Raw genomic sequence first — 21020 nt, 5'->3', positions numbered from 1 at the left:
TAGATCGCTCTTGGTGGGACCCGGCGGGGGCCATTCTGGGGTAGGCACGACGAGGGAATTTATCACGCCAGGCAGTAATCCTGACTGCCAAACCAGTTTTTTCTGCCGGACCACGGCCCTGTGACTGCTTCTGAGTGGCGACGGTGCCGAAAAGTTCGGCCGCCGCCACGCTTGCCGTTCTCAGGGCTTGAGCTCGGGATCGCTGTCGAGACTCTTCTGCTGGATCGCGTCGACGTTGCCCGGCGGGTTCTGCGGTGGCGCCTGATCGATCCCCGGTGGCGGCGTGAGTTGCAGTACTTCGCTGGTGTAGCGCCACTCCTCCATGACCTTGTCCGGATGCTCGTTCAGGTGCGTGCCATAGCTGGGCACGATCTCACGCACCTTTTGCTGCCAGGGCGCGGAGGCCAGTTTGTCTTTGAATACCTTGCCCATCAGATCGAGCATGATTGGCGCCGCGGTCGAGGCCCCGGGCGAGGCGCCGAGAAGCGCGGCGATGCTGCCATCCTTCGACGCCACCACTTCGGTACCCAGCTTGAGCACCCCGCCCTGCTGCTCGTCCCTCTTGATGATCTGCACGCGCTGGCCGGCTTGCCACAACCGCCATTCCTCTTTTTTCGCGTGGGGGAAATAAGTTCTCAAGGCTTCGAAACGGTCATCGTCCGACTGCATCAACTGACCGGCCAGATACTGCACCAGATCGAACTCACGCACGCCGACCCGCACCATCGGCCAGAGGTTATGCAGGGTCGTGCTTGCCGGCAGATCGAAATACGAACCCTCCTTGAGGAACTTGGTGGAGAACGTCGCAAACGGGCCAAACAGAATCACCCGTTTGCCATCGAGCACCCGCGTGTCGAGGTGCGGCACCGACATCGGCGGCGCGCCGGTCGAGGCGATGCCATAGGCCTTGGCCATGTGCCGCTTGGCGACCTCGGGGTTGTCCGTGACCAGAAACGAGCCGCCCACCGGGAACCCGGCGTATTCTTTCGCTTCATCAATACCGGCCTTCTGCAACAGCGGCAACGCTGCGCCGCCCGCGCCGATGAAGAGAAATTTGGCGTCGGTTGCGGCTGTGGTGCCGTCCTTGAGGTTCTTGTATTCAACGTGCCATGAGCCGTCGTCGTTGCGGGTGATGTCGCGTACTTCGGTGGACAGTTTGAGGTCGAAGTTGTCGCGGCTTTGCAGATGGCTGACGAACTGGCGGGTGATCTCGCCGAAATTGACGTCGGTGCCGATCGGCGTCCAGGTGGCGGCGATCTTCTGTGACGGGTCGCGCCCTTCCATCATCAACGGCACCCATTGCTTGATCTGCGCCGGGTCTTCGGAGTACTGCATGGGGCGGAACAGCGGGCTGGCCTGTAAAGCCTCGTAGCGTTTCTTCAGGAATCGGATGTTGTCATCGCCCCAGACAAAACTCATGTGCGGAGTGGAATTGATGAACGAACGCGGATTTTTCAACACGCCGTTTTTGACCTGCCATGCGAGAAACTGCCGGGTGATCTGGAACGCCTCGTTGATTTCGACAGCCTTGGTGATATCCACCTTGCCGTCCTTTTCCGGCGTGTAGTTCAGCTCCGCAAGCGCCGAGTGGCCGGTGCCCGCATTGTTCCAGCCGTTGGAGCTTTCCTCCGCGACCTTGTCCAGGCGCTCGACCATTTCCATCGACCAGCCCGGCTCCAGTTCACTGAGCCAGACCGCCAGCGTCGAACTCATGATGCCGCCACCCACCAGCATCACGTCAACGCGTTTGGTTTGTTCGGCATACGCCTGGCCAATGCTGACCGAGAGGGTCAAGGCGACCAGTGCACATTTGCGCATCGGGTTATTCATGGGGCCTCCTTGGGCTCTGTCGGCAAGACCAGTTTAGTCGGCGATGTCGTTTTGCACGGATGGATCACCATTGGCCGGTACGCCGGCGTCAGGCAAGGGTTTGGAAGCGTCGGCTTTTTCGGCACCGGGATAACCGGGCAGGCCCCGGGTATCTTCCGGCGTCATGGCCTCTCCGGAATCGGGGGCATGGTCCCAGTCTGTCGTGGCGTTGGGATCTTCGTCGCGCCCGGCCGTACTGATCACGAAGCCGTCGTCGTTGGGATTGATGGTTTCATTGAGCGCTTTGTCGTTGCTGGATGGGTTGTTCATGTCTGCCTCCAGAAAACGTGGTTCGGACTTGTTTGGAACGGCACCGGACTTTCAAGTGCGATGGAAAAGACCAACGGTTCGCGCACTTCAATGGTCGTCTGGCTTGAACCACCGCTGCCGCGCGCGGTTCCCATGGGAAATAGCCGCTTGAGCACGCCCATGACCGATCCGCGCTTTGGCATTGAGGAAGAGTATTTCGTCACAGACCTCAAGACCCTGAAAATGGTCGGCAGCCCACCGTTTCAGGCGATTGAGGCCTGTCGTGAGGTCATGGGCGCATGGTTTGCCACGGAAATGTTTCAAGGGCAGATTGAAGTCGCCTCGCCGATATTCAGCGAATTCGCTCAGGCCAGTGATTTTTTGCGCGGCAGCCGCCAGGCCTTGCGCGAAGCCCTTGAGCCTTTTGGTCTGGGCGTGGTCTGCGCTGGCAGTCATCCGCTGGCCGACTGGCGCGAGCAGGTCGCCACCGACGAGGAGCACTTCCATCAGCTGTTCGAACGTTACGGCCATGTGGCGCGGCGCAGCGTCTTGTCGGGGCTGCATGTGCATGTCGAAGTGGCGCAGCCCCTTGATCGCATCGCGGTGATGAACGAAGTGTTGCCGTGGACGCCGCTACTGCTCGCGCTGAGCTGTTCGTCGCCATTGTGGGACGGCGCCAGCAGCGGTTTCATGAGTTATCGCCAGACCGCGTGTGATGAGTGGCCCCGCATGGGCATCCCGCCGCTGTTTGTCGATCAGCGCCATTACGACGAACACCTCGCGTTTCTGTCGCGCGTCGGCGCCATCAGCCAGCCCGGCGAATGCTGGTGGGGAATTCGCCCGGCGGTGCGCTATCCGACCCTCGAATTGCGCATGACCGACGCGTGCCCTCGGGTGGACGATGCGCTGACCCTCGCGGCGTTTTTCCGCGTTCTGGTTGCTCACGCCAGCGCACAACGACGGCCCGGCTTGTTGTACGACCAAACAGCCCGTTCGATGCTGGGCGAGAATCGCTGGCGCGCCAAGCGCTTCGGCATCCATGGCCGCTTCATTGTCGAGGGCATCGACGGAGACTGTTCGATTGGGCAATGGCTCGCACTGGCCGAGCAGCGCTTCGCAGACACCGCGCAGGGACTGGGCACGCCGCAGCTATTTGAGCGTGCTCGCGCAATCATTGATGGCGGCACCAGTGCTGATCGGCAATTGGCGCTGTTTGATCAGGCCATGGCGCAACCACACGTTGGCCTTTCGGTTCTGGCGCAAGTGACCGATCTGTTGCTTCAGGAAACGGTCGCCGGCTGATCGCTCTCAGACCGGCCCTTGAGTTCGACCTGGTTGCCGTCCGGATCAAAGCAATACAGAGACAGACCGTAGCCCTCGGCGCCGAAGCGCCTGGCTGCTTTTTCCACGGTCAGACCGCAGGACTGCAAGTGAGCAGCCAACGCGGCTTCGTCAAACGGCTCGATGCGCAGGCAGAAGTGGTCGACGTTGCGCTTCTGCGCTTGCGCCGCGCCCCCGCCCTTGCGCCCCAGTTCGCCCAGCAGATCAACAAGATCGATCATCGAGGTGCCGGCACGCAGGTGTACCAGCCCCAGCGGTTCGTTATGCCGGACCACTTCGGCACCAAACACCTTGCCGTAGAATTCGATGCTGCGTTGCAGATCGGCGACGCGCAGCACAATGTGATCGATGCGTTCAATGGAAAAGGGATGCATGGTTTGCTTCCTCAAAAGCGGCGACCCGGTCATTGTGGTGCACAATCGAAAAAATTCACTGTCGATTTTTCGGTGGAGTCATCGACAAAGCGGTTTTAACCTCACGTTATGAACATACCCAGCGCTGTCCTGCCGCCCCACGCCGAAATGGTTCGCGCCATGCTTGAACGCGACACTGCCTACGAAGGCGTGTTCTTCACGGCCGTGAAAACCACCGGGATCTTCTGCCGCCCCAGTTGCACGGCGCGCAAACCGAAACCGGAAAACGTCGAATTCTTCGCCCATGCCGATGAGTGCCTGTGCGCCGGTTATCGCGCCTGCCTGCGTTGCAAACCGCTGGACGCTGCCGCCATCGCCCCGGATTGGGTGCAGCGTCTGCTCAACGCCGTGGACGCCGATCCCGAACGACGCTGGAGCGATGCGCAATTGCTCGCCGAAGGCATCGAGCCGCTGAAGCTGCGGCGCTGGTTCAAACAGCACTTCGGCATGACCTTCCATGCGTGGCTGCGCACCCGTCGGCTGGGCATGGCGCTGGGCGGCATCAAGCAGGGCACGTCAATCGATCACGCCGCGTTCGATTCCGGCTATGAATCACTCAGCGGTTTTCGCGACGCGTTTCAAAAGTCTTTCCACATCACTCCGGGCCGCGCGGCCAATAGTGAGCCGTTGCTGTTCACCCGCCTGACCACCCCGTTGGGGCCAATGATTGCCATGGCCGAACGCCGTGGACTGGTGCTGCTGGAATTTCTCGACCGGCCGGCGCTGACCCGCGAAGTCGAAGTTTTGCAGAACCGTTATGGCTACGCGGTCGCGCCGGGGCACAACGCGCATTTGCAGCAGATCGAAGGGCAGTTGGCAGATTATTTCGCCGGCAAGCTCACTCAGTTCAGCGTACAGCTGCATTTGCCCGGGAGCGCGTTCGCCCGTGAGGTCTGGGCAGCTTTGCTGCAAATTCCCTACGGCCACACCAGCACCTACGGCGCCATCGCGGCGGGACTCGGCAAACCCGGCGCCAGCCGTGCCGTGGGTCTGGCCAACGGGCACAATCGGCTGTCGATTGTGGTCCCATGTCACCGGGTCATCGGCGCGGACGGCGCGCTGACCGGCTATGGTGGAGGACAGCCGCGCAAGGCGTTTCTGCTCAGACTGGAAAACGCCGCGCTGCAAATGACCCAACAACTGGCTTTTTGAAGCATTCAATCCAACGAGAAGGAATGTCGATGAGTACGTTCGACGCGCGGTTTCACCCGTTGCACCTGAAACAGCATGGCTGACGTTTATGACGCGGCCAGCACTTTTCTGGCTGCGGTGGATGCCGACTGGCAACGCCACATCGAAGCTGTCGGCCCTTGCCTGCATCAGCCGCATCCGGCACGCGATCCGTATGAATCGCTGGTGCGGGCGATTGCCTATCAGCAGCTGCATGCCAAGGCCGGCGATGCGATTCTCGGGCGGTTGGTGGGGTTGTTTCCGGGTCAGGCATTTCCTCGTCCAGAACAGGTGCTGGCTACCGAGGTCGAGCAACTGCGCCGTTGCGGATTTTCAGCGAGCAAGATCGCGACGATTCAGGGCATCGCGCAAGCGACGCTGGATGGCGTTGTCCCGGACTACCCGACTGCGCGGGCGTTGGACGATGAAACCCTGATCGAACGCCTCACCAGCCTGCGTGGCGTCGGTCGCTGGACGGTGGAAATGCTGCTGATCTACAGCCTCGAACGCATGGACATCCTGCCCGCCGATGACTTCGGCGTGCGCGAAGGTTATCGGCGCCTGAAAGGACTGGACGTACAACCGACGCGCCGGCAGATGATCGAGATTGGCCAGGCATGGAGCCCTTACCGGACAGTCGCGGCCTGGTATCTATGGCGCGTGGCCAAGGTCTAGACCGCGTTATCGTTTTTCGCGAGCAGGCTCGCTCCCACACTGAATCAACGGTCGACTGCCTTGCGTTCTCGGGCTGAGTTGATGGGAAAATCAAACTGGCGCTGCAGGTCTTCAGCCTTGAGGATGTCGAACAGCGCTTGCGCCGCCGCCGACAATTCATTGCCCGGCTCGGTCAACACACCAATCGCCCGCTCGACCGAATCGTTCAGCGTCAGGCAGTGCGCGCCAAGCTCCTGCATCTGGCCCGCGCACAACGCCGGCACCGCGCTGACCCCAAGCCCGCTGGCAACCATCCGGCCGACTGTCGCCAATTGATGGCTCTCGAACTCCACCGGCAGCTTCATATTTCGCGCCTGCAGATGTTCTTCGAGCATGACGCGCACCGTCGATGGCCGCTGCAGCGTGATGAACGGCTCCTGCAGCAAGGTCTGCCAATCGATGTCGGCGCGATCGGCCAACGCTGAATCCGCTGGCACCACCGCGACAAAGCGATCCACATACAAAGGCGTGAACGTCATCGAAGTGCTTTGCATCGGCGCGAACGCCACACCGAGTTCAACCTGGCGATCGCGAACCATTTCCAGCACCTGCTCATTGATCACGTCGTTGACCGTGACATTGACGTTCGGATAACGCGCGCGAAAACTCTTGAGGATCGGTGGAAGCAGATTGCCGGCAAACGACGGCATCGCCGCCAGCGTCACGCGCCCGCGTTGCAGACTGAAACGCTGGCGCATCTCGTCTTCGGCGTTGTCCCAGTCGGCAATCAACCGGCGGGCCAGCGGCAGCAGGGATTCGCCTTCCGGCGTCAGGGCGACGTTGCGCGTATTTCGGCTGAACAGCCGCCCGCCCAGCCCCTCCTCCAGCGCTTTGATCGTCAGGCTCAACGCTGACTGCGACAGGTGCAGACGCTCGCAGGCCACGGCAAAACTCAAGCTGTGGGCCACGGCGAGAAAGGCGCGAATCTGTTTTATGGTCATGGGCGCTTCGCTTCAGTTGTAAGCTGCAAGTTATGAGCTGCAAGCCGCAGGCCGCAACACGGTGATCGTTACAGCGATGGTCGTTCCCACGCTCCCGCGTGGGAATGCAGCCGTGACGCTCCGCGTCACTGGACGCAGAGCGTCCCTAGAGGCGTTCCCACGCGGAGGGGACGATCAGGCCCCCAATAGTGAGTTTTATCAATCAATCCACCGTAAAAATCAACTTAACAAATATATTCCACAGAGAGACACTCCAGTCATTCGGCTAGCCAGCCGCCCGCAAATAAGAAAAGAGGTGCATATGGCAGGTTTCGACAAGCGCGTGAGTTCCTACGAGGAAGCCCTCGCCGGGCTCGAGGACGGCATGACCGTCATCGCCGGCGGCTTTGGCCTGTGTGGCATTCCGGAAAACCTGATCGCCGAGATCAAGCGCAAAGGCACCCGCGACCTCACCGTCGTCTCCAACAACTGCGGCGTCGACGGTTTCGGCCTGGGCGTGCTGCTCACCGACCGTCAGATCAGCAAAGTCATCGCCTCTTACGTGGGCGAAAACAAGCTCTTCGAAGAGCAACTGCTCAAAGGCGACATCGAAGTCATTCTGACCCCGCAAGGCACTCTCGCCGAAAAAATGCGCGCAGGCGGCGCCGGCATTCCGGCCTTCTTCACCGCCACCGGCGTCGGCACTCCAGTCGCCGAAGGCAAAGAGGTGCGTGAATTCAAGGGTCGCAAATACCTGATGGAAGAATCCATCACTGGCGACTTCGCCATCGTCAAAGGCTGGAAAGCCGACCACTTCGGCAACGTTGTTTACCGTCACACCGCGCAGAATTTCAATCCGCTGGCTGCTACCGCCGGCAAGATCACCGTGGTCGAAGTCGAAGAAATCGTCGAGCCTGGCGAACTGGACCCCAGCCAGATTCATACGCCGGGCATCTATGTCGATCGGGTCATTTGCAGCACGTTCGAAAAACGCATCGAACAGCGCACCGTCCGCAAATAATTCTGGGCTACGGAGAATAACAACATGGCACTTTCCCGCGAACAAATGGCTCAGCGCGTCGCCCGCGAAATGCAGGACGGCTACTACGTGAACCTCGGCATCGGCATTCCGACCCTGGTCGCCAACTACATCCCCGAAGGCATGGAAGTGATGCTGCAATCGGAAAACGGCCTGCTCGGCATGGGGCCTTTTCCGACTGAAGAGACCATCGATGCCGACATGATCAACGCCGGCAAACAAACGGTGACCGCGCGCATCGGCGCGTCGATCTTCAATTCGGCCGAGTCCTTTGCGATGATCCGTGGCGGCCATGTCGATCTGACCGTGCTGGGCGCGTTCGAAGTAGACGTCGAAGGCAACATCGCCTCATGGATGATTCCCGGCAAACTGGTCAAGGGCATGGGTGGCGCCATGGATCTGGTGGCCGGTGCCGACAACATCATTGTCATCATGACCCACGCGTCCAAGGACGGTGAGTCCAAGCTGCTATCAAGATGCAGCCTGCCGCTGACGGGCGCCGGCTGCATCAAGCGCGTGCTGACGGACCTCGCCTATCTGGAAATCGAGAACGGCGCGTTCATTCTCAAAGAGCGCGCGCCGGGCGTCAGCGTCGAAGAGATCGTCGCCAAAACCGCCGGTAAACTGATCGTGCCTGATCATGTCCCGGAAATGCAGTTCGCTGCTCAGTGAGGAATTCGCACATGCAAGACGTCGTCATTGTTGCCGCCACGCGTACCGCGATCGGCGGTTTTCAGGGCTCTCTGGCCACTGTATCCGCCGTTGACCTGGGCGCGGCGGTGATTCGCCAATTGCTCGCACAGACCGGGCTGGACGGTGCGCAGGTTGATGAAGTAATCATGGGCCAGGTCCTGACGGCCGGTGCCGGCCAGAACCCGGCGCGTCAGGCGGCAATCAAGGCAGGCCTGCCCCATGCCGTGCCGGCCATGACGTTGAACAAGGTCTGCGGTTCGGGCCTCAAGGCGCTGCACCTGGGCGCTCAAGCGATCCGTTGCGGTGACGCCGAGGTGATCATCGCTGGCGGTCAGGAAAACATGAGCCTGGCCAATTACGTGATGCCGGGTGCACGCACTGGCTTGCGCATGGGTCATGCGCAAATCGTCGACACCATGATCAGCGATGGCCTGTGGGATGCGTTCAACGATTACCACATGGGCATCACCGCCGAGAATCTGGTCGAAAAATACGAGATCAGCCGCGAGCAACAAGACGCCTTTGCCGCCTCGTCGCAGCAAAAAGCTGCCGCCGCGATTGAGGCCGGTCGCTTCGTCGATGAGATCACCCCGATCCTGATTCCGCAGCGCAAGGGCGACCCGGTCGCGTTCAGGACGGATGAGCAGCCACGCGGCGACACCACCGCCGAGTCGCTGGCCAAACTGCGTCCGGCCTTCAAAAAGGACGGCAGCGTCACCGCGGGCAACGCTTCTTCGCTGAACGACGGTGCTGCTGCCGTCATTCTGATGAGCGCCGAAAAAGCCAAAGCGCTCGGGCTGCCGGTACTGGCCAGAATCGCCGCCTACGCCAACGCCGGGGTCGACCCGGCGATCATGGGCATCGGCCCGGTATCGGCCACCCGCCGTTGCCTGGACAAGGCGGGTTGGAACATCGGCCAGCTCGACCTGATCGAAGCCAACGAAGCGTTCGCCGCGCAATCGCTGGCCGTCGCCAAGGATCTGCAATGGGATCTGGACAAGGTCAACGTCAACGGCGGCGCCATCGCTCTCGGTCACCCGATCGGTGCGTCGGGCTGCCGCGTGCTGGTGACGCTGCTGCATGAAATGATCAAGCGCGATGCGAAAAAAGGTCTGGCGACCTTGTGCATCGGCGGTGGCCAGGGTGTGGCGCTGGCGCTGGAACGCGTTTAAAAAAGAGTAAAGGCCAACGGCGAATCCACGACATCCGCCATTGGCTGACAACAAAAACCCGGTGCGACTTGTGTTGCACCGGGTTTTTGTTGTAAGTCCAGAATCCGAGGTGAAGGGGCTGCCCCCTTCGCGAGCGGGCTCGCTCCCACATTTGAAGCACATTTCCCCTGTGGGAGCGAGCCTGCTCGCGAAGAGGACAGACCGGGCGGCGAACACTTAGGGCTTGCGCAACAGATAGATATCCATGATCCACCCATGCTCCGCCCGCGCAGCTTTGCGCACGTGCTCAATCTCCTCCGCCACATCCGCCAGCCTGCCGCTGATGAGAATTTCGTCCGGCGTGCCCAGGTACGCGCCCCAATAAATCTCCGTGTCCCGATCCGCCACCTGCTGATATGAATCCTCGGCGTCGAGCATCACCACGATGCTGTCCGCCTCACCCGACTGCCCCGCTGCCAGCCGCCGGCCCGTGGTGATTTCCACAGAACGGCCGATCGTGTTCAAGGGTATTTTGTGCTGGGCCGCCAACGCCTGGACACTGGAGATGCCGGGAATCACTTCGTAATCGAACTCACAGCGACCCGCCGCCTGGATTGCCTGAAGGATCCGCAGCGTGCTGTCGTACAACGCCGGGTCGCCCCACACCAGGAAACCGCCGCACTGGCCGTCATATAATTGCTCATTGATCAGCCGCTCGAAGGTCTGTTGCCTGGCGCGATTCAACGCATCGACGCTCGCCGTGTAGTCGCCCTCGCCCCTTTCGCGTTCCGGACTGACGGCTTCGACGAAACGGTAGGTGTGATCCGTGATGTAGCGCTCGCAAATCTCGCGGCGCAGATCGATCAGCGCCTGCTTGCTCTTGCCTTTATCCATCAGGAAGAACACATCGACCCGATTCAGCGCTTTCACCGCCTGCATCGTGATGTAGTCGGGATTGCCTGCGCCGATGCCGATGACCAGCAGATGTTTCATCAGGTTGCCCCTTGTTGGTCCATACCCGGCAAGCGTAGCCGCCAGGTTCCGTTGAAGCGCAACTCGATGATCGACAACGGCTCGACATCAATCGCAGTGAGCGCCGCGCCCTCAAGCACCTGCATTAACGCCGTTCGCACAAAATGCGGATGGGTGACGGCCACCACATGCCCGGGCGTCGCCGCGACCGTTTCCAGCCATGTCGCGACACGCTCTGCCAACTGCCTGAGGGATTCGCCTCCATGGGGTGTCGCTTCAGGATCGGTCAGCCAGGCGTGCAAGGCAGCCGCTTCATTGGCTTGCAAGTCCTTGATCGACTGTCCGTGCCAGCGCCCCCAGTCGCAATCACGCAGAGCTTCATCAACCTGCACATCGACACCGAACCACGCCGCCGTTTGCCGGGTTCGCAGCTCCGGCCCGCAGATCAGGCGCCGAGTTCCGGCGAATCGCGCCCTGAACGCGTCAGACGCTGCAGCCGAATCTTCAACAGGTTCATTCGTAGGAAAACGCGCCAGTTTTTGTGCGACGGTTCGCGCATGGCAGATCAGTGTCAAACGGCTACTCAGCACAAGCAGTTACTCGATCGAAGATCATGAAAATCAGCGGCTCGAAGCCGAATCGTGGTCATTGTGCCGTAAAACCCGGGCGTTCAGCGTCGCCTGATCCAAAGCAGCCCCACAGCGAGCAGGCAATGTCTGACACCACTTTAGGCAAAGGACTACAACCCGCGGTGACCTCGGCGTAGCCCTTGTAACACGGGGTTCTCGCACGATTTTGGTGCTGTTTAAACGCAACAAAAAATTCGCTAGACATGTAACGCCCATTACATAAATACTCTTTTACCGAATTGTGAAACGAATTCGACACCCCATCCAGCAGGAGCCCGGATGCCCCCTCTCAGAGACCTGATCACCGACCCCGGTCTGGACCTTACGCCCTCAGAGCGCAAAGTCGTCCGTGCCTTGCTTGATCAGTATCCGCGCAACGGCCTCGGGCCCATGGCGCGTCTGGCTGAGCACGCTGGTGTCAGTGACCCGACCATCGTGCGGCTGGTGAAAAAGCTGGGTTTTGGCAGTTATGCCGAGTTCCAGGAAGCGCTGCTCAGCGACATGGACCACCGATTGCGTTCGCCACGTACTCTTTTACAGCCGCGCTCGCACCAGAACAAGGACGACGCCTGGGGTCATTATCTGGCCGACAGCCACCGTTTGCTGATCGACACCCAGGCCCTGACCCAACCCGAAGACGTGCGCATATTGGTGGAGTGGCTGCTCGACACCCGCCATCAGGTCTACTGCTTCGGCGGCCGCTTCAGCATTCTGATGGCCTCGTATCTGCTCAATCACCTGCGCCTGCTGCGCCCCGGCTGCTTCGCCCTGGAAGACAACACGCTGCTGCCTGACCGCTTGTTCGACCTGCAACGCCAGGACGTGGTGCTGGTGTTCGACTACCGTCGTTATCAGACGCAAGCCCTGCGCGTCGCCCGGGCGGCGAAGAACAACAATGCGCGCGTGGTCCTGTTCACCGATGTCTACGCCTCGCCGTTGCGCGAAATGGCCGACCTGATCATCAGTGCGCCGGTGGAATCGGCGTCCCCGTTCGACACCATGGTGCCGGCACTGGCTCAGGTCGAGGCGCTGATTGCCTGCCTGACCCTGCGCGGCCCGGACCCGGCCGATCGCCTGGAAGGCATCGACGCCCTGCGCAATGATTTCGGGACTCACCTGCTGGAGGAAAAATAAGGATGTTCAGTCTTCCCCACCGCTCGCCACGGGACCTGCCGTTTGCACTGGATCACACCGCTTTATTGCTGGTGGACATGCAGCGTGCCTGGCTCGAACAGCAATTCGACCCGCACCTGAGTGGGCCGGACGCCGAGTATTTCCTCCAGCGTGCGCACGCGCAGGTGGTGCCCAATCAACAACGTCTGCTCAACGCCTTTCGCCGGGCGCGACAGAACGTCCTGCACACGATTATCGAAAGCCTGACCGCCGACGGCCGCGACCGCTCGCTGGATCACAAGCTGTCAGACATGCACCTGCCCAAAGGCAGCGTGCAAGCCCGGATCATTGATGAATTGACGCCGGCCGAGAATGAGATCGTGCTACCGAAGACCTCGTCCGGGGTGTTCAACTCGACCAACATCGACTACGTGCTGCGCAACCTGCAAACCCGTCATCTGGTTATCGCCGGCATCGTCACCGATCAGTGCGTCGACATGGCCGTGCGCGATGCCGCCGACCGTGGCTATCTGGTGACACTGGTCGAAGACGCCTGCGCCACCTATAGCGCCGAACGCCATGACGCCTGCCTGAATGCGATCAAGGGTTATTGCTGGATCACCGACACCGCCACCGTCCTCGGTCGTTTGCAGGAGATGCAGCGATGAGCGCCCGCCTGACGCCGCTGCCGATGACGACTCTGGTCACCACTGACCTGATCGGCATCACCCGTGGTCGCTCGTTTCCCACCGATGAGCTTGAGCATTACCAAGCGGCCGGTTGTGGCTGGGTCCCGGCAAACAGCGCATTGACGCCGCAAGACATCATCGCCTCGAGCAATCCATGGGGCGCGTATGGCGACTTGCGTCTGATCCCTGACCTGAGCAGCCGCGTCACTGTCGTCGGTGGCCCGAATGCCGAGGCGCCGGCGCTGGACTTCATCCATGCCGACATCCGCGAAACCGACGGGCGCCATTGGGGTGCCTGCCCGCGCACACTGCTGCGCGATGAAATCGAGCGTTATCGCGATGGCTTGGGCTTGCAGGTGAACGCCGCGTTCGAGCACGAATTCAACCTGCATGCCGGATCCGCCGAACACGCGGCGTTTTCCCTCGAAGCCCAGCGTCAGGGCGCCGAATTCGGTGGCTGGCTGCTCAGCGCCTTGCGCGCCGGCGGGGTCGAGCCGGAAATGTTCCTGCCCGAATACGGCAAGCATCAATACGAAATCACCTGTCGCCCGGCCCTTGGCGTGGCGGCAGCGGACCGCGCGGTCAATGTGCGCGAGATCACTCGGGAAATCGCCCGGCAGATGGGCCTGGGGCTGAGCTTCGCACCGAAGACGTCCGCCGAGGCGGTGTGCAACGGCGTGCATCTGCACGTCAGCCTGCTTGATCTTGCCGGCCAACCGATGTTCTACGACGCCGGCACCAGCAACGGCCTGTCGAGCCTCGGGCAGCACTGGGCCGCCGGGGTTCTGCACTATCTGCCAGCCTTGTGTGCGTTCACGGCGCCGACGCCGGTGTCGTACGAGCGCTTGCAGCCGCACCACTGGAGCGCGTCCTACGCCTGCCTGGGGCAACAGAACCGTGAAGCGGCGCTGCGCATCTGCCCGACCGTAACCCTGGGCGGCAAATCTGCCGCTGACCAGTTCAACCTTGAGTTCCGCGCCATGGACGCCACCGCCTCGCCGCACCTGGCCATGGCCGCGCTGCTGATCGCCGGGCGGCTGGGCATCGAACAGCGTCTGGCGCTGAACGCAATCACCGATGAAACTCCCGATTCACTCAACGACGAGCAACGCAAGGCCCGGGGCATCGTTGCCCTGCCCGCCTCGCTGGCCCAGGCGCTGGATTGCCTGCGTGACAGTGCAGCCTTCAACGAGTGGTTGCCCAAGCCGTTGCTCGATACCTACCACGCCCTTAAAACCGAGGAACTGGCGCTGACGGAACAGCTCTCGCCCGCTGACCTGTGTGAGCACTATGCACGCCTGTACTGAATCCGCCGAGCTGGGCTTGTACACCCGGCCGGTCTACAACCTGAACCGCGAGGACTCGACGAACCCGTTGATCCTCGTGTGCGAACACGCCAGCCGTTACATCCCCGATGCCCTGAACAGTCTGGGCCTGGACGAAGCGGCTGCGCGCGAACACATCGCCTGGGACATCGGCGCGCTGCAACTGGCCGAACAGTTGTCTGAGCAACTGGGCGCCACGCTGTTGAGCGCCAATTATTCTCGACTGCTGATTGATCTCAATCGCCCGCGCCATGCACACGACAGCATCCCGCTGCAAAGCGAGATCTATCCGATTCCCGGCAACCGCGAGCTGGACGAAGCCACCCGCGAGTACCGCCGCCAGACCCTGTTCAAACCGTTCCATGCGCGCTTGCAAACCTTGATCGACGCGCGCGTTGCACGAGGCCAGGCGGTGCGCGTGGTGGGCATTCACAGCTTCACGCCGGTGTATTACGGCCAGCCGCGACCACTGGAAATCGGCGTATTGTTTGGCCAGGCCGAAGCCTATGCGCAGCGTTTGCTTGACGGACTGGCGGCGCATCCGCTGAAAGTCGCCGGCAACCAGCCGTACAAAATCGATCCGCTGGGCGACATGACCGTGCCGGTGCACGGCGATGCCCGAGGTCTGGACGCGGTGTTGATCGAAGTGCGCAATGATCTGCTGCACAGCCCCGAAGCGGTCTCGCGCTGGGCCGGCTACCTCGCACCTTTGCTGTAAGAACCGCGGTAAACGATGGACCGAAAGAACAACTAAAACGACCGAAGGCTGACAAGGAGTTGCGCTTCATGGAAATTGAAGATTTCGGCTACAAGCAAGAGTTGAAACGTAGCCTGACGCTGACCGATCTGGTGGTATACGGGATGGTCTTCATGATCCCCATCGCCCCGTTCGGTGTGTATGGCTACGTGAACGCCGAGGCGCCAGGAATGGTGCCGCTGGCGTACATCATCGGCATGGTGGCAATGCTGTTTACCGCCCTCAGCTACGGCAGTATGGCCAAGGCGTTTCCGATCGCCGGCTCGGTCTATTCCTACGCCCAGCGCGGCCTTAATCAACACGTCGGTTTCATTGCCGGCTGGCTGATGTTGCTCGACTATCTGCTGATTCCGCCGCTGCTGTATCTGTACGCGGCGATGGCCCTCAACCACTTGTACCCGGACATCCCCAAGGTCGGTTTCATTCTGGCCTTCCTGGTCAGCGCGACTTTCGTCAACCTGCGTGGCATCACTTTCACGGCGCGGATGAACATCGTCTTCCTGCTGGCGCAACTGGTGGTGCTGGGGATTTTCCTGTTCTACGCCTGGAATGCGCTGCACAACGGAGGCGGTAACGGCGAGTTGACGCTGGCGCCGCTGTATCACCCGCAAACCTTCAACTTCGCCCTGCTGATGCAAGCGGTGTCGATCGCCGTGCTGTCGTTCCTCGGCTTCGACGCGATCTCGACACTCGCCGAAGAAATCAAGGAAGACCCGGGCCGCAGCGTTGGCAAGGCGGCCCTGATCACTCTGGCCGTCATGGGCACGATTTTCGTCGTACAGACGTGGATCGCCACCGACCTGGCGGCGGGCATGGGCTTCAAATCCGCCGACACTGCGTTCTATGAAATTGCTGAAATCGCTGCCGGTAGCTGGCTGGCAACCCTGACGGCCGTGGCGACGGCGCTGGCCTGGGGCGTGGCCGTGGCGATTACCTCGCAGGCCGCTGTGTCTCGCCTGCTGTTCGGCATGGCGCGCGACGGCAAGTTGCCGAAGGTGCTCGCCAGGGTTCACCCGAAACACAACACGCCGTACTTGAGCATCTATCTGGTGGCGGTATTGTCGCTGCTCATCTGCTACCTGTTCATCAATGCGGTGGACATCCTCACCTCACTGATCAACTTCGGCGCCCTCAGCGGTTTCATGCTGCTGCACCTGACCGTGATCAACCACTACTGGCGTCGGCAGAAGTCGGGTCAGGTTGTACGCCATCTGATCTGCCCGGTGATCGGCTTCATCATCGTCGCAGCCATCATGTACAACATGGGCGTCGATGCGCAGAAGCTCGGCCTGATCTGGATTGCCCTGGGCCTGGTTTACCTGTTCTTCCTCAACAAACTTGGCGCCAGCACGGTGCTGCCCGATCCGAGCAAAGGCTGACAAGAAAAAGAGCGGCGTCTGACAACAAATCAGGCGACCGCCGATTTAACGCGTGGAAACCGACAGTGATAGTCAGGTTCGGCGAACGAGCCGAACCTTTTGATACAGGAGTACATCCATGCTGGTCTTACGTCCAGTCGAGCAGAATGACCTGCCCCAACTACAGCGCCTGGCCCACGAGAGCCTGATTGGCGTGACATCGCTGCCCGATGATAGCGAGCGCCTGCGCGAAAAAATCGCCGCATCGTGCGCGTCGTTCGACAGCGCCGCCACAGCGCAGGGGCCGGAGAACTATTTCTTCGTGCTGGAAGACCTCGATGATCGGCGGCTGGTCGGTTGCTCGGAGATCCTTGCCACCGCCGGCTTCGACGAACCGTTCTACAGCCTGCGCAACCGCCAGTTCACCAGCATGTCGCGCGAACTCAACATCGAGCACGGCGTGCCGGCGTTGTCGCTATGCCACGACCTGAACGATCACACCTTGCTGCGCGGTTTTCACATCGATGCGGCGCTGGTGCGCACGCCGTTCTCCGAGTTGCTATCGAGGGCGCGCCTGCTGTTTATCGCCGCGCATGCCGAGCGATTTTCTGACGCGGTGATCACCGAAATCGTCGGCTACAGCGACGAGCACGGCCATTCACCATTCTGGGACGCGCTGGGCAAGCATTTTTTTGACCTGCCCTACGCTGAAGCCGAGCGCCTGTGCGGGCTGCAAAGCCGCCGCTTTCTGGCCGAGCTGATGCCGCAATACCCGATCTACGTTCCGATGCTGCCGCAAGCGGCCCAGGACTGCATCGGCCGCGTCCACCCGGACGGCCAGGAAGCCTTCGACATCCTTGAGCGCGAAGGCTTCGAAACCAACAGCTACATCGATCTGTTCGATGCGGGTCCGACGCTTTATGCACGCACCGCCAGCATTCGCTCGATCGCAGAGAGCCAGACCGCCATTGTCCGGCAACAGGCTTCGACGGGCGCGAGTGGCCGCTATTTGCTGAGCAACGACGCCCTGCATGACTACCGTGCCATGTTCACTGAACTTGATTATCAGGCGGGTCAACCGCTGCCCCTTACCCCGGCCATGTGTGCGGCGCTGAAGGTGAGCGACGGCAATCCGATAAGGCTGGTTGCCCTGTGAGCCGCGTTTGCCGTTCGGGCCTGAATCGGTACGCAGAAGGAGTAAGAGCATGATTGTCCGTCCGGTAAAAGTCAGCGACCTGCCGGCCCTGATGACACTCGTTGAGCAGGCAGGACCCGGGTTCACCACCCTTCCGGCCAACGAGGAACGTCTGGCTCACCGGGTGCGCTGGGCGCAACGGGCGTTCGCCGAACAGGTCGAACGTGCCGACGCCGATTACCTGTTCGTGCTCGAAGACGATGACCTGCGTGTGGTCGGTGTCAGCGCGATGGCCGGTGCCGTGGGTCTGCGCGAGCCTTGCTACAACTATCGGCTTGGCGTGACCGTCAGCTCGGCGCCCGACCTGGGCATTGAGCGGCAGATCCCGACGCTGTTTCTCAACAACGAATTGACCGGTCAATCGGAGCTGTGCTCGCTGTTCCTGCGTCACGATCAGCGCATCGGCAGCAACGGCCGATTGTTGTCGCTGGGGCGCTTGCTGTTTGTTGCCGAATTCCCCCACCTGTTTGGCGAGCGGATGATTGCCGAACTGCGCGGCAGCGCCGACGAAAACGGCTGTTCGCCCTTCTGGGACAGCCTCGGCCGGCACTTTTTCCAGATGGACTTCACCCATGCCGACCACCTGTCGGGCCTGGGCAGCAAAGCCTTTATCGCCGAACTGATGCCGCGTCAGCCCTTGTACACCTGCCTGCTGACTGAACAGGCACAGGCAGCCATCGGCCAGACGCACCCGAACACCGAACCGGCATTGAAAATCCTCCAGGCCGAAGGCTTTACCCATCAGGGCTACATCGACATTTTTGACGGTGGTCCGGTCATCGAAGCGCCGATCCGAAGCATCCGCACGGTGCGTGACAGCCTCGAACTGATCCTGAGCCTCGGCCCGCCAGATGAGCAAGCGCCGCTGTGGCTGATCCACAATCGCCGTCTCGAGAACTGCCGCATCACCGTGGCGCCCGGCCGCCTGGTGGGCAATAGCCTGTTGATCGACCGCCTCACGGCCAAACGCTTGCAGTTGCAACCGGGCAATTCGGTGCGCGCGGTCATGCTTCCCCATCAACAGCGACACGCCGTGGCGGCCTGATATTCGGCCCGCCACAGGTTAACCCTTTCAGCCGCCAGTCTTGCCGCGCAAATTCGTCATGATTCCTGACCCATCCGCGTGATAGCCTTTTCATTCTTCGGCGTTGACACCTTTGCTCAAGCCTTTCCATTCCCTTGTATTGGTGGAACTCGTATGACCAGGCTTTCCCATCAAGATTTGCGCCGTAGTTTCCGTGAGCTGCTGGCCTCCGAGACCTGCTACCACACGGCCTCGGTGTTCGATCCGATGTCCGCCCGCATCGCCGCTGACCTGGGTTTTGAAGTCGGTATTCTCGGCGGTTCCGTGGCCTCGTTGCAGGTGCTTGGCGCGCCGGACTTCGCCCTGATCACGCTCAGCGAATTCGCTGAACAGGCCACGCGCATTGGCCGCGTCGCCCAATTGCCAGTGATCGCCGACGCCGATCACGGCTATGGCAACGCCCTTAACGTGATGCGCACCATTGTCGAACTGGAACGCGCAGGCGTCGCGGCACTGACCATCGAAGACACTTTGTTGCCCGCGCAATTCGGCCGTAAATCCACCGACCTGATCACCGTGGCCGAAGGCGTCGGCAAGATCCGCGCGGCACTGGAAGCCCGGGTCGACACGGAAATGGCGATCGTCGCCCGCACCAACGCCGGCATCCTGCCAATCCAGGAAATCATCAGCCGTACCCGCCAATATCAGGCGGCGGGCGCTGACGGTATCTGCATGGTCGGCGTGCAGGACTTCGATCAACTGGAGCAAATCGCCGAGCACCTGAGCGTGCCGTTGATGCTGGTCACCTACGGCAACCCGGCATTGCGCGACGACAAGCGCCTGGCCGAACTCGGCGTGCGCGTAACCATCGATGGTCATGGCGCCTACTTCGCCGCGATCAAGGCAACCTACGACAGCCTTCGCGAACAGCGACAAATCTTTACCCAGGCGGCCGACCTGAACGCCACCGAGTTGACGCACACCTATACCCAGCCGGAGGAATACATTCTCTGGGCCAAGGAATATATGAGCGTGAAGGAGTGATGCGAAAGTTGCACAGGCCTCTTCGCGAGCAGGCTCGCTCCCACATTTGATCCGTGTTGAACACTAATGTTGTGTTCAGCAAAAACCCACTGTGGGAGCGAGCCCGCTCGCGATACCGGCTGCCGTCATATCAATGGGCCGACATAAGCAGCTGCCCAGCGCTCGGGTTAATCGATCAATAACGATAGACCGCTGCCGCCCCGGTCTCGGTCGGCATCGAGCGTTCCGGCGGTACAACCACCACCTCGCCGCCCTGACGAATCACCGCCAGAATCAGCTCGTCGAGTACGTCGTCCGAATGAATTTTGCCGGTATCTTCAGCCTCGCGACTCAACGCACTGGATGCAATGGTGCCGGCAATTTCCCGTTCGGCCTCGACAAGCAGCAACGCCACCCTGCCCTCTGCAGCTGCTTCGGCAATCTCCGGCAACTGCCGCCCCACCGTACCCTGACCGAGCGCCACGCCAAAACGGTCAAACGCTTTGTCCAGCGCAACGTCATGACGCTTGCGCAACACACTCGCGCAGGCCGCCCCGAGTTGCGCTGGCTGCAACGTCGCCGGGTCCTGCTCGATCCCGTCAGGCAACAGGAAAGGGTTATGGCTCAGCGCCCGGAAAACCGCCTGATTTTCCGCAAGCGCGACGAGCACCAACGGCAGGTTGCTTTGGCGCGAGCAGTGTTCGGTAATGGCTTTGTCGACCGCGCGGAAAAACCGTTCGCGGTCGAGGTTGATTTCGTCCTGCTTACCGCCGCCGCCCGACTCGTGCATCATCGGATCACCGCGCTCGCCGCCACCGCTGAATCCATCGGGGTGGCCCTGCTGATTGCGCGGCGTGAGTTCCTCACCCAGCGCGTCTGTCAGACGGGTGGGCACCGCAGCAGGCAGCTCGACTTCCTGCATTTGCTGCGCCGTCCCTTCGTACATTCGCACGCTGTCGCGCGACAGACAGAGCACCTGGCAACGATCAGCCACCGGCGCCAGGCGCAGCAACGGTTTGAGGTACGGGTGGCTGTTGACGAACACGAGCTCTCGGACCGGTTGATGCAGCCCCAGAACGATGAAATGTTCGGCGCCGGCGAAGACTGCAATGGACTCCGGGCAGATGTTCCAGAACGACTGATCGTCCAGCAGTTCATGAAACGGCGCGAGCACGGTTTCCCTGGGCGCCTCTGGCGCGTGTTGTTCGAGCAAACCCTCCAGTTGCCTGACCAGATTCTTGAACCGGATCGGGTCTTGCGAACGTTCCGGGAAGGTTCGATGAGCTGGCATATACAGGCTGAGGTTGAGACGATCACTCAGCGCCAGCAGGGTGCTCAGCGTCTCGTGGGTAAACGGCTGAATTCGGGCCATGTCG

At 61.2% G+C, this 21020-nt stretch carries 21 protein-coding genes; 14 read left to right on the top strand and 7 right to left on the bottom strand.

The window, feature by feature from the left end; all coding sequences use genetic code 11:
• Positions 1–180: 180 nt before the first annotated feature.
• Positions 181–1818 carry a malate dehydrogenase (quinone) gene (gene mqo / locus HU727_RS02355; protein ID WP_437180371.1) on the bottom strand — a complete coding sequence of 546 codons (1638 nt, stop codon included), beginning with the start codon at positions 1816–1818 and terminating at the stop codon, positions 181–183.
• Between the two features lie 45 nt (positions 1819–1863).
• Positions 1864–2139 carry a hypothetical protein gene (locus HU727_RS02350; RefSeq protein WP_186529315.1) on the bottom strand — a complete coding sequence of 92 codons (276 nt, stop codon included), beginning with the start codon at positions 2137–2139 and terminating at the stop codon, positions 1864–1866.
• A 159-nt stretch (positions 2140–2298) separates the two neighbouring features.
• Here HU727_RS02350 and HU727_RS02345 point away from each other — a divergent pair, with 159 nt between their 5' ends.
• The gene (locus HU727_RS02345) at positions 2299–3420 is read left to right on the top strand and encodes a carboxylate-amine ligase (RefSeq protein ID WP_186528091.1); all 1122 of its coding nucleotides are present in this window, start codon (positions 2299–2301) and stop codon (positions 3418–3420) included.
• On the opposite strand, the gene HU727_RS02340 is transcribed toward HU727_RS02345, so the two are convergent.
• The gene (locus HU727_RS02340; RefSeq protein ID WP_186528090.1) at positions 3399–3833 is read right to left on the bottom strand and encodes a VOC family protein; all 435 of its coding nucleotides are present in this window, start codon (positions 3831–3833) and stop codon (positions 3399–3401) included. The genes HU727_RS02345 and HU727_RS02340 overlap by 22 nt on opposite strands.
• Positions 3834–3941: 108 nt before the next feature.
• Between HU727_RS02340 and HU727_RS02335 the strand changes: the two genes are divergently transcribed.
• Together HU727_RS02335 and HU727_RS02330 are read left to right on the top strand one after the other, a co-directional pair.
• Positions 3942–5024, top strand: a complete 1083-nt coding sequence (locus HU727_RS02335; RefSeq protein WP_186528089.1) for a bifunctional transcriptional activator/DNA repair enzyme AdaA — start codon at positions 3942–3944, stop codon at positions 5022–5024.
• A 75-nt stretch (positions 5025–5099) separates the two neighbouring features.
• The gene (locus HU727_RS02330) at positions 5100–5717 is read left to right on the top strand and encodes a DNA-3-methyladenine glycosylase family protein (RefSeq protein ID WP_186528088.1); all 618 of its coding nucleotides are present in this window, start codon (positions 5100–5102) and stop codon (positions 5715–5717) included.
• A 44-nt stretch (positions 5718–5761) separates the two neighbouring features.
• Here HU727_RS02330 and HU727_RS02325 read toward each other — a convergent pair whose 3' ends face one another.
• Entirely contained in the window at positions 5762–6697 is a 936-nt protein-coding gene (locus HU727_RS02325) for a LysR family transcriptional regulator (RefSeq protein ID WP_186528087.1), read from the bottom strand.
• A gap of 301 nt (positions 6698–6998) precedes the next feature.
• On the opposite strand from HU727_RS02325, the gene HU727_RS02320 reads away from it, so the two are divergent.
• Genes HU727_RS02320 through HU727_RS02310 form a run of 3 tightly spaced genes read left to right on the top strand, consistent with a single transcriptional unit; the run spans position 6999 to position 9580 of the window.
• Positions 6999–7697 (top strand): CoA transferase subunit A, encoded by a 699-nt coding sequence (locus HU727_RS02320; RefSeq protein ID WP_186528086.1) that lies wholly within the window; start codon positions 6999–7001, stop codon positions 7695–7697.
• Between the two features lie 24 nt (positions 7698–7721).
• Positions 7722–8387, top strand: a complete 666-nt coding sequence (locus tag HU727_RS02315; RefSeq protein ID WP_186528085.1) for a CoA transferase subunit B — start codon at positions 7722–7724, stop codon at positions 8385–8387.
• Positions 8388–8398: 11 nt separating this feature from the next.
• Positions 8399–9580 carry an acetyl-CoA C-acetyltransferase gene (locus HU727_RS02310; protein ID WP_186528084.1) on the top strand — a complete coding sequence of 394 codons (1182 nt, stop codon included), beginning with the start codon at positions 8399–8401 and terminating at the stop codon, positions 9578–9580.
• A gap of 216 nt (positions 9581–9796) precedes the next feature.
• On the opposite strand, the gene cobF is transcribed toward HU727_RS02310, so the two are convergent.
• Complete coding sequence (gene cobF, locus HU727_RS02305; RefSeq protein WP_186528083.1) at positions 9797–10552, bottom strand: precorrin-6A synthase (deacetylating); 756 nt, start codon at positions 10550–10552, stop codon at positions 9797–9799.
• Entirely contained in the window at positions 10552–11121 is a 570-nt protein-coding gene (locus HU727_RS02300; RefSeq protein ID WP_186528082.1) for a histidine phosphatase family protein, read from the bottom strand. The genes cobF and HU727_RS02300 overlap by 1 nt, the downstream gene beginning before the upstream one ends.
• A 318-nt stretch (positions 11122–11439) precedes the next feature.
• Here HU727_RS02300 and HU727_RS02295 point away from each other — a divergent pair, with 318 nt between their 5' ends.
• The 8 genes from HU727_RS02295 to HU727_RS02260 all read left to right on the top strand — a co-directional run bounded on the left by HU727_RS02295 (position 11440) and on the right by HU727_RS02260 (position 19665).
• The gene (locus HU727_RS02295; RefSeq protein WP_186528081.1) at positions 11440–12294 is read left to right on the top strand and encodes a MurR/RpiR family transcriptional regulator; all 855 of its coding nucleotides are present in this window, start codon (positions 11440–11442) and stop codon (positions 12292–12294) included.
• A gap of 2 nt (positions 12295–12296) precedes the next feature.
• On the top strand, positions 12297–12941 hold the full coding sequence (locus HU727_RS02290; RefSeq protein WP_186528080.1) for a cysteine hydrolase family protein: 645 nt from the start codon (positions 12297–12299) through the stop codon (positions 12939–12941).
• Entirely contained in the window at positions 12938–14269 is a 1332-nt protein-coding gene (locus tag HU727_RS02285; RefSeq protein ID WP_186528079.1) for a type I glutamate--ammonia ligase, read from the top strand. The genes HU727_RS02290 and HU727_RS02285 overlap by 4 nt, the downstream gene beginning before the upstream one ends.
• Complete coding sequence (locus tag HU727_RS02280) at positions 14253–15005, top strand: N-formylglutamate amidohydrolase (protein ID WP_186528078.1); 753 nt, start codon at positions 14253–14255, stop codon at positions 15003–15005. The genes HU727_RS02285 and HU727_RS02280 overlap by 17 nt, the downstream gene beginning before the upstream one ends.
• A 68-nt stretch (positions 15006–15073) precedes the next feature.
• Positions 15074–16423, top strand: a complete 1350-nt coding sequence (locus tag HU727_RS02275) for an APC family permease (RefSeq protein ID WP_186528077.1) — start codon at positions 15074–15076, stop codon at positions 16421–16423.
• 118 nt (positions 16424–16541) lie between these two features.
• Positions 16542–17558, top strand: a complete 1017-nt coding sequence (locus HU727_RS02270; RefSeq protein ID WP_186528076.1) for an arginine N-succinyltransferase — start codon at positions 16542–16544, stop codon at positions 17556–17558.
• Between the two features lie 49 nt (positions 17559–17607).
• The gene (gene astA, locus HU727_RS02265) at positions 17608–18642 is read left to right on the top strand and encodes an arginine N-succinyltransferase (RefSeq protein ID WP_186528075.1); all 1035 of its coding nucleotides are present in this window, start codon (positions 17608–17610) and stop codon (positions 18640–18642) included.
• Positions 18643–18795: 153 nt separating this feature from the next.
• On the top strand, positions 18796–19665 hold the full coding sequence (locus HU727_RS02260; protein ID WP_186528074.1) for an isocitrate lyase/PEP mutase family protein: 870 nt from the start codon (positions 18796–18798) through the stop codon (positions 19663–19665).
• Between the two features lie 175 nt (positions 19666–19840).
• Here the strand turns inward: HU727_RS02260 and HU727_RS02255 are convergent, their stop codons facing one another.
• The gene (locus HU727_RS02255) at positions 19841–21016 is read right to left on the bottom strand and encodes a baeRF3 domain-containing protein (RefSeq protein ID WP_186528073.1); all 1176 of its coding nucleotides are present in this window, start codon (positions 21014–21016) and stop codon (positions 19841–19843) included.
• Between the last annotated feature and the right edge of the window lie 4 nt (positions 21017–21020).

The sequence above is a fragment of the Pseudomonas khorasanensis genome, from assembly GCF_014268505.2.
Taxonomy (GTDB): Bacteria; Pseudomonadota; Gammaproteobacteria; order Pseudomonadales; family Pseudomonadaceae; genus Aquipseudomonas; species Aquipseudomonas khorasanensis.
Note: the sequence above shows the minus strand (reverse complement) of the source record. Positions and strands in the feature narration are given on the sequence as shown.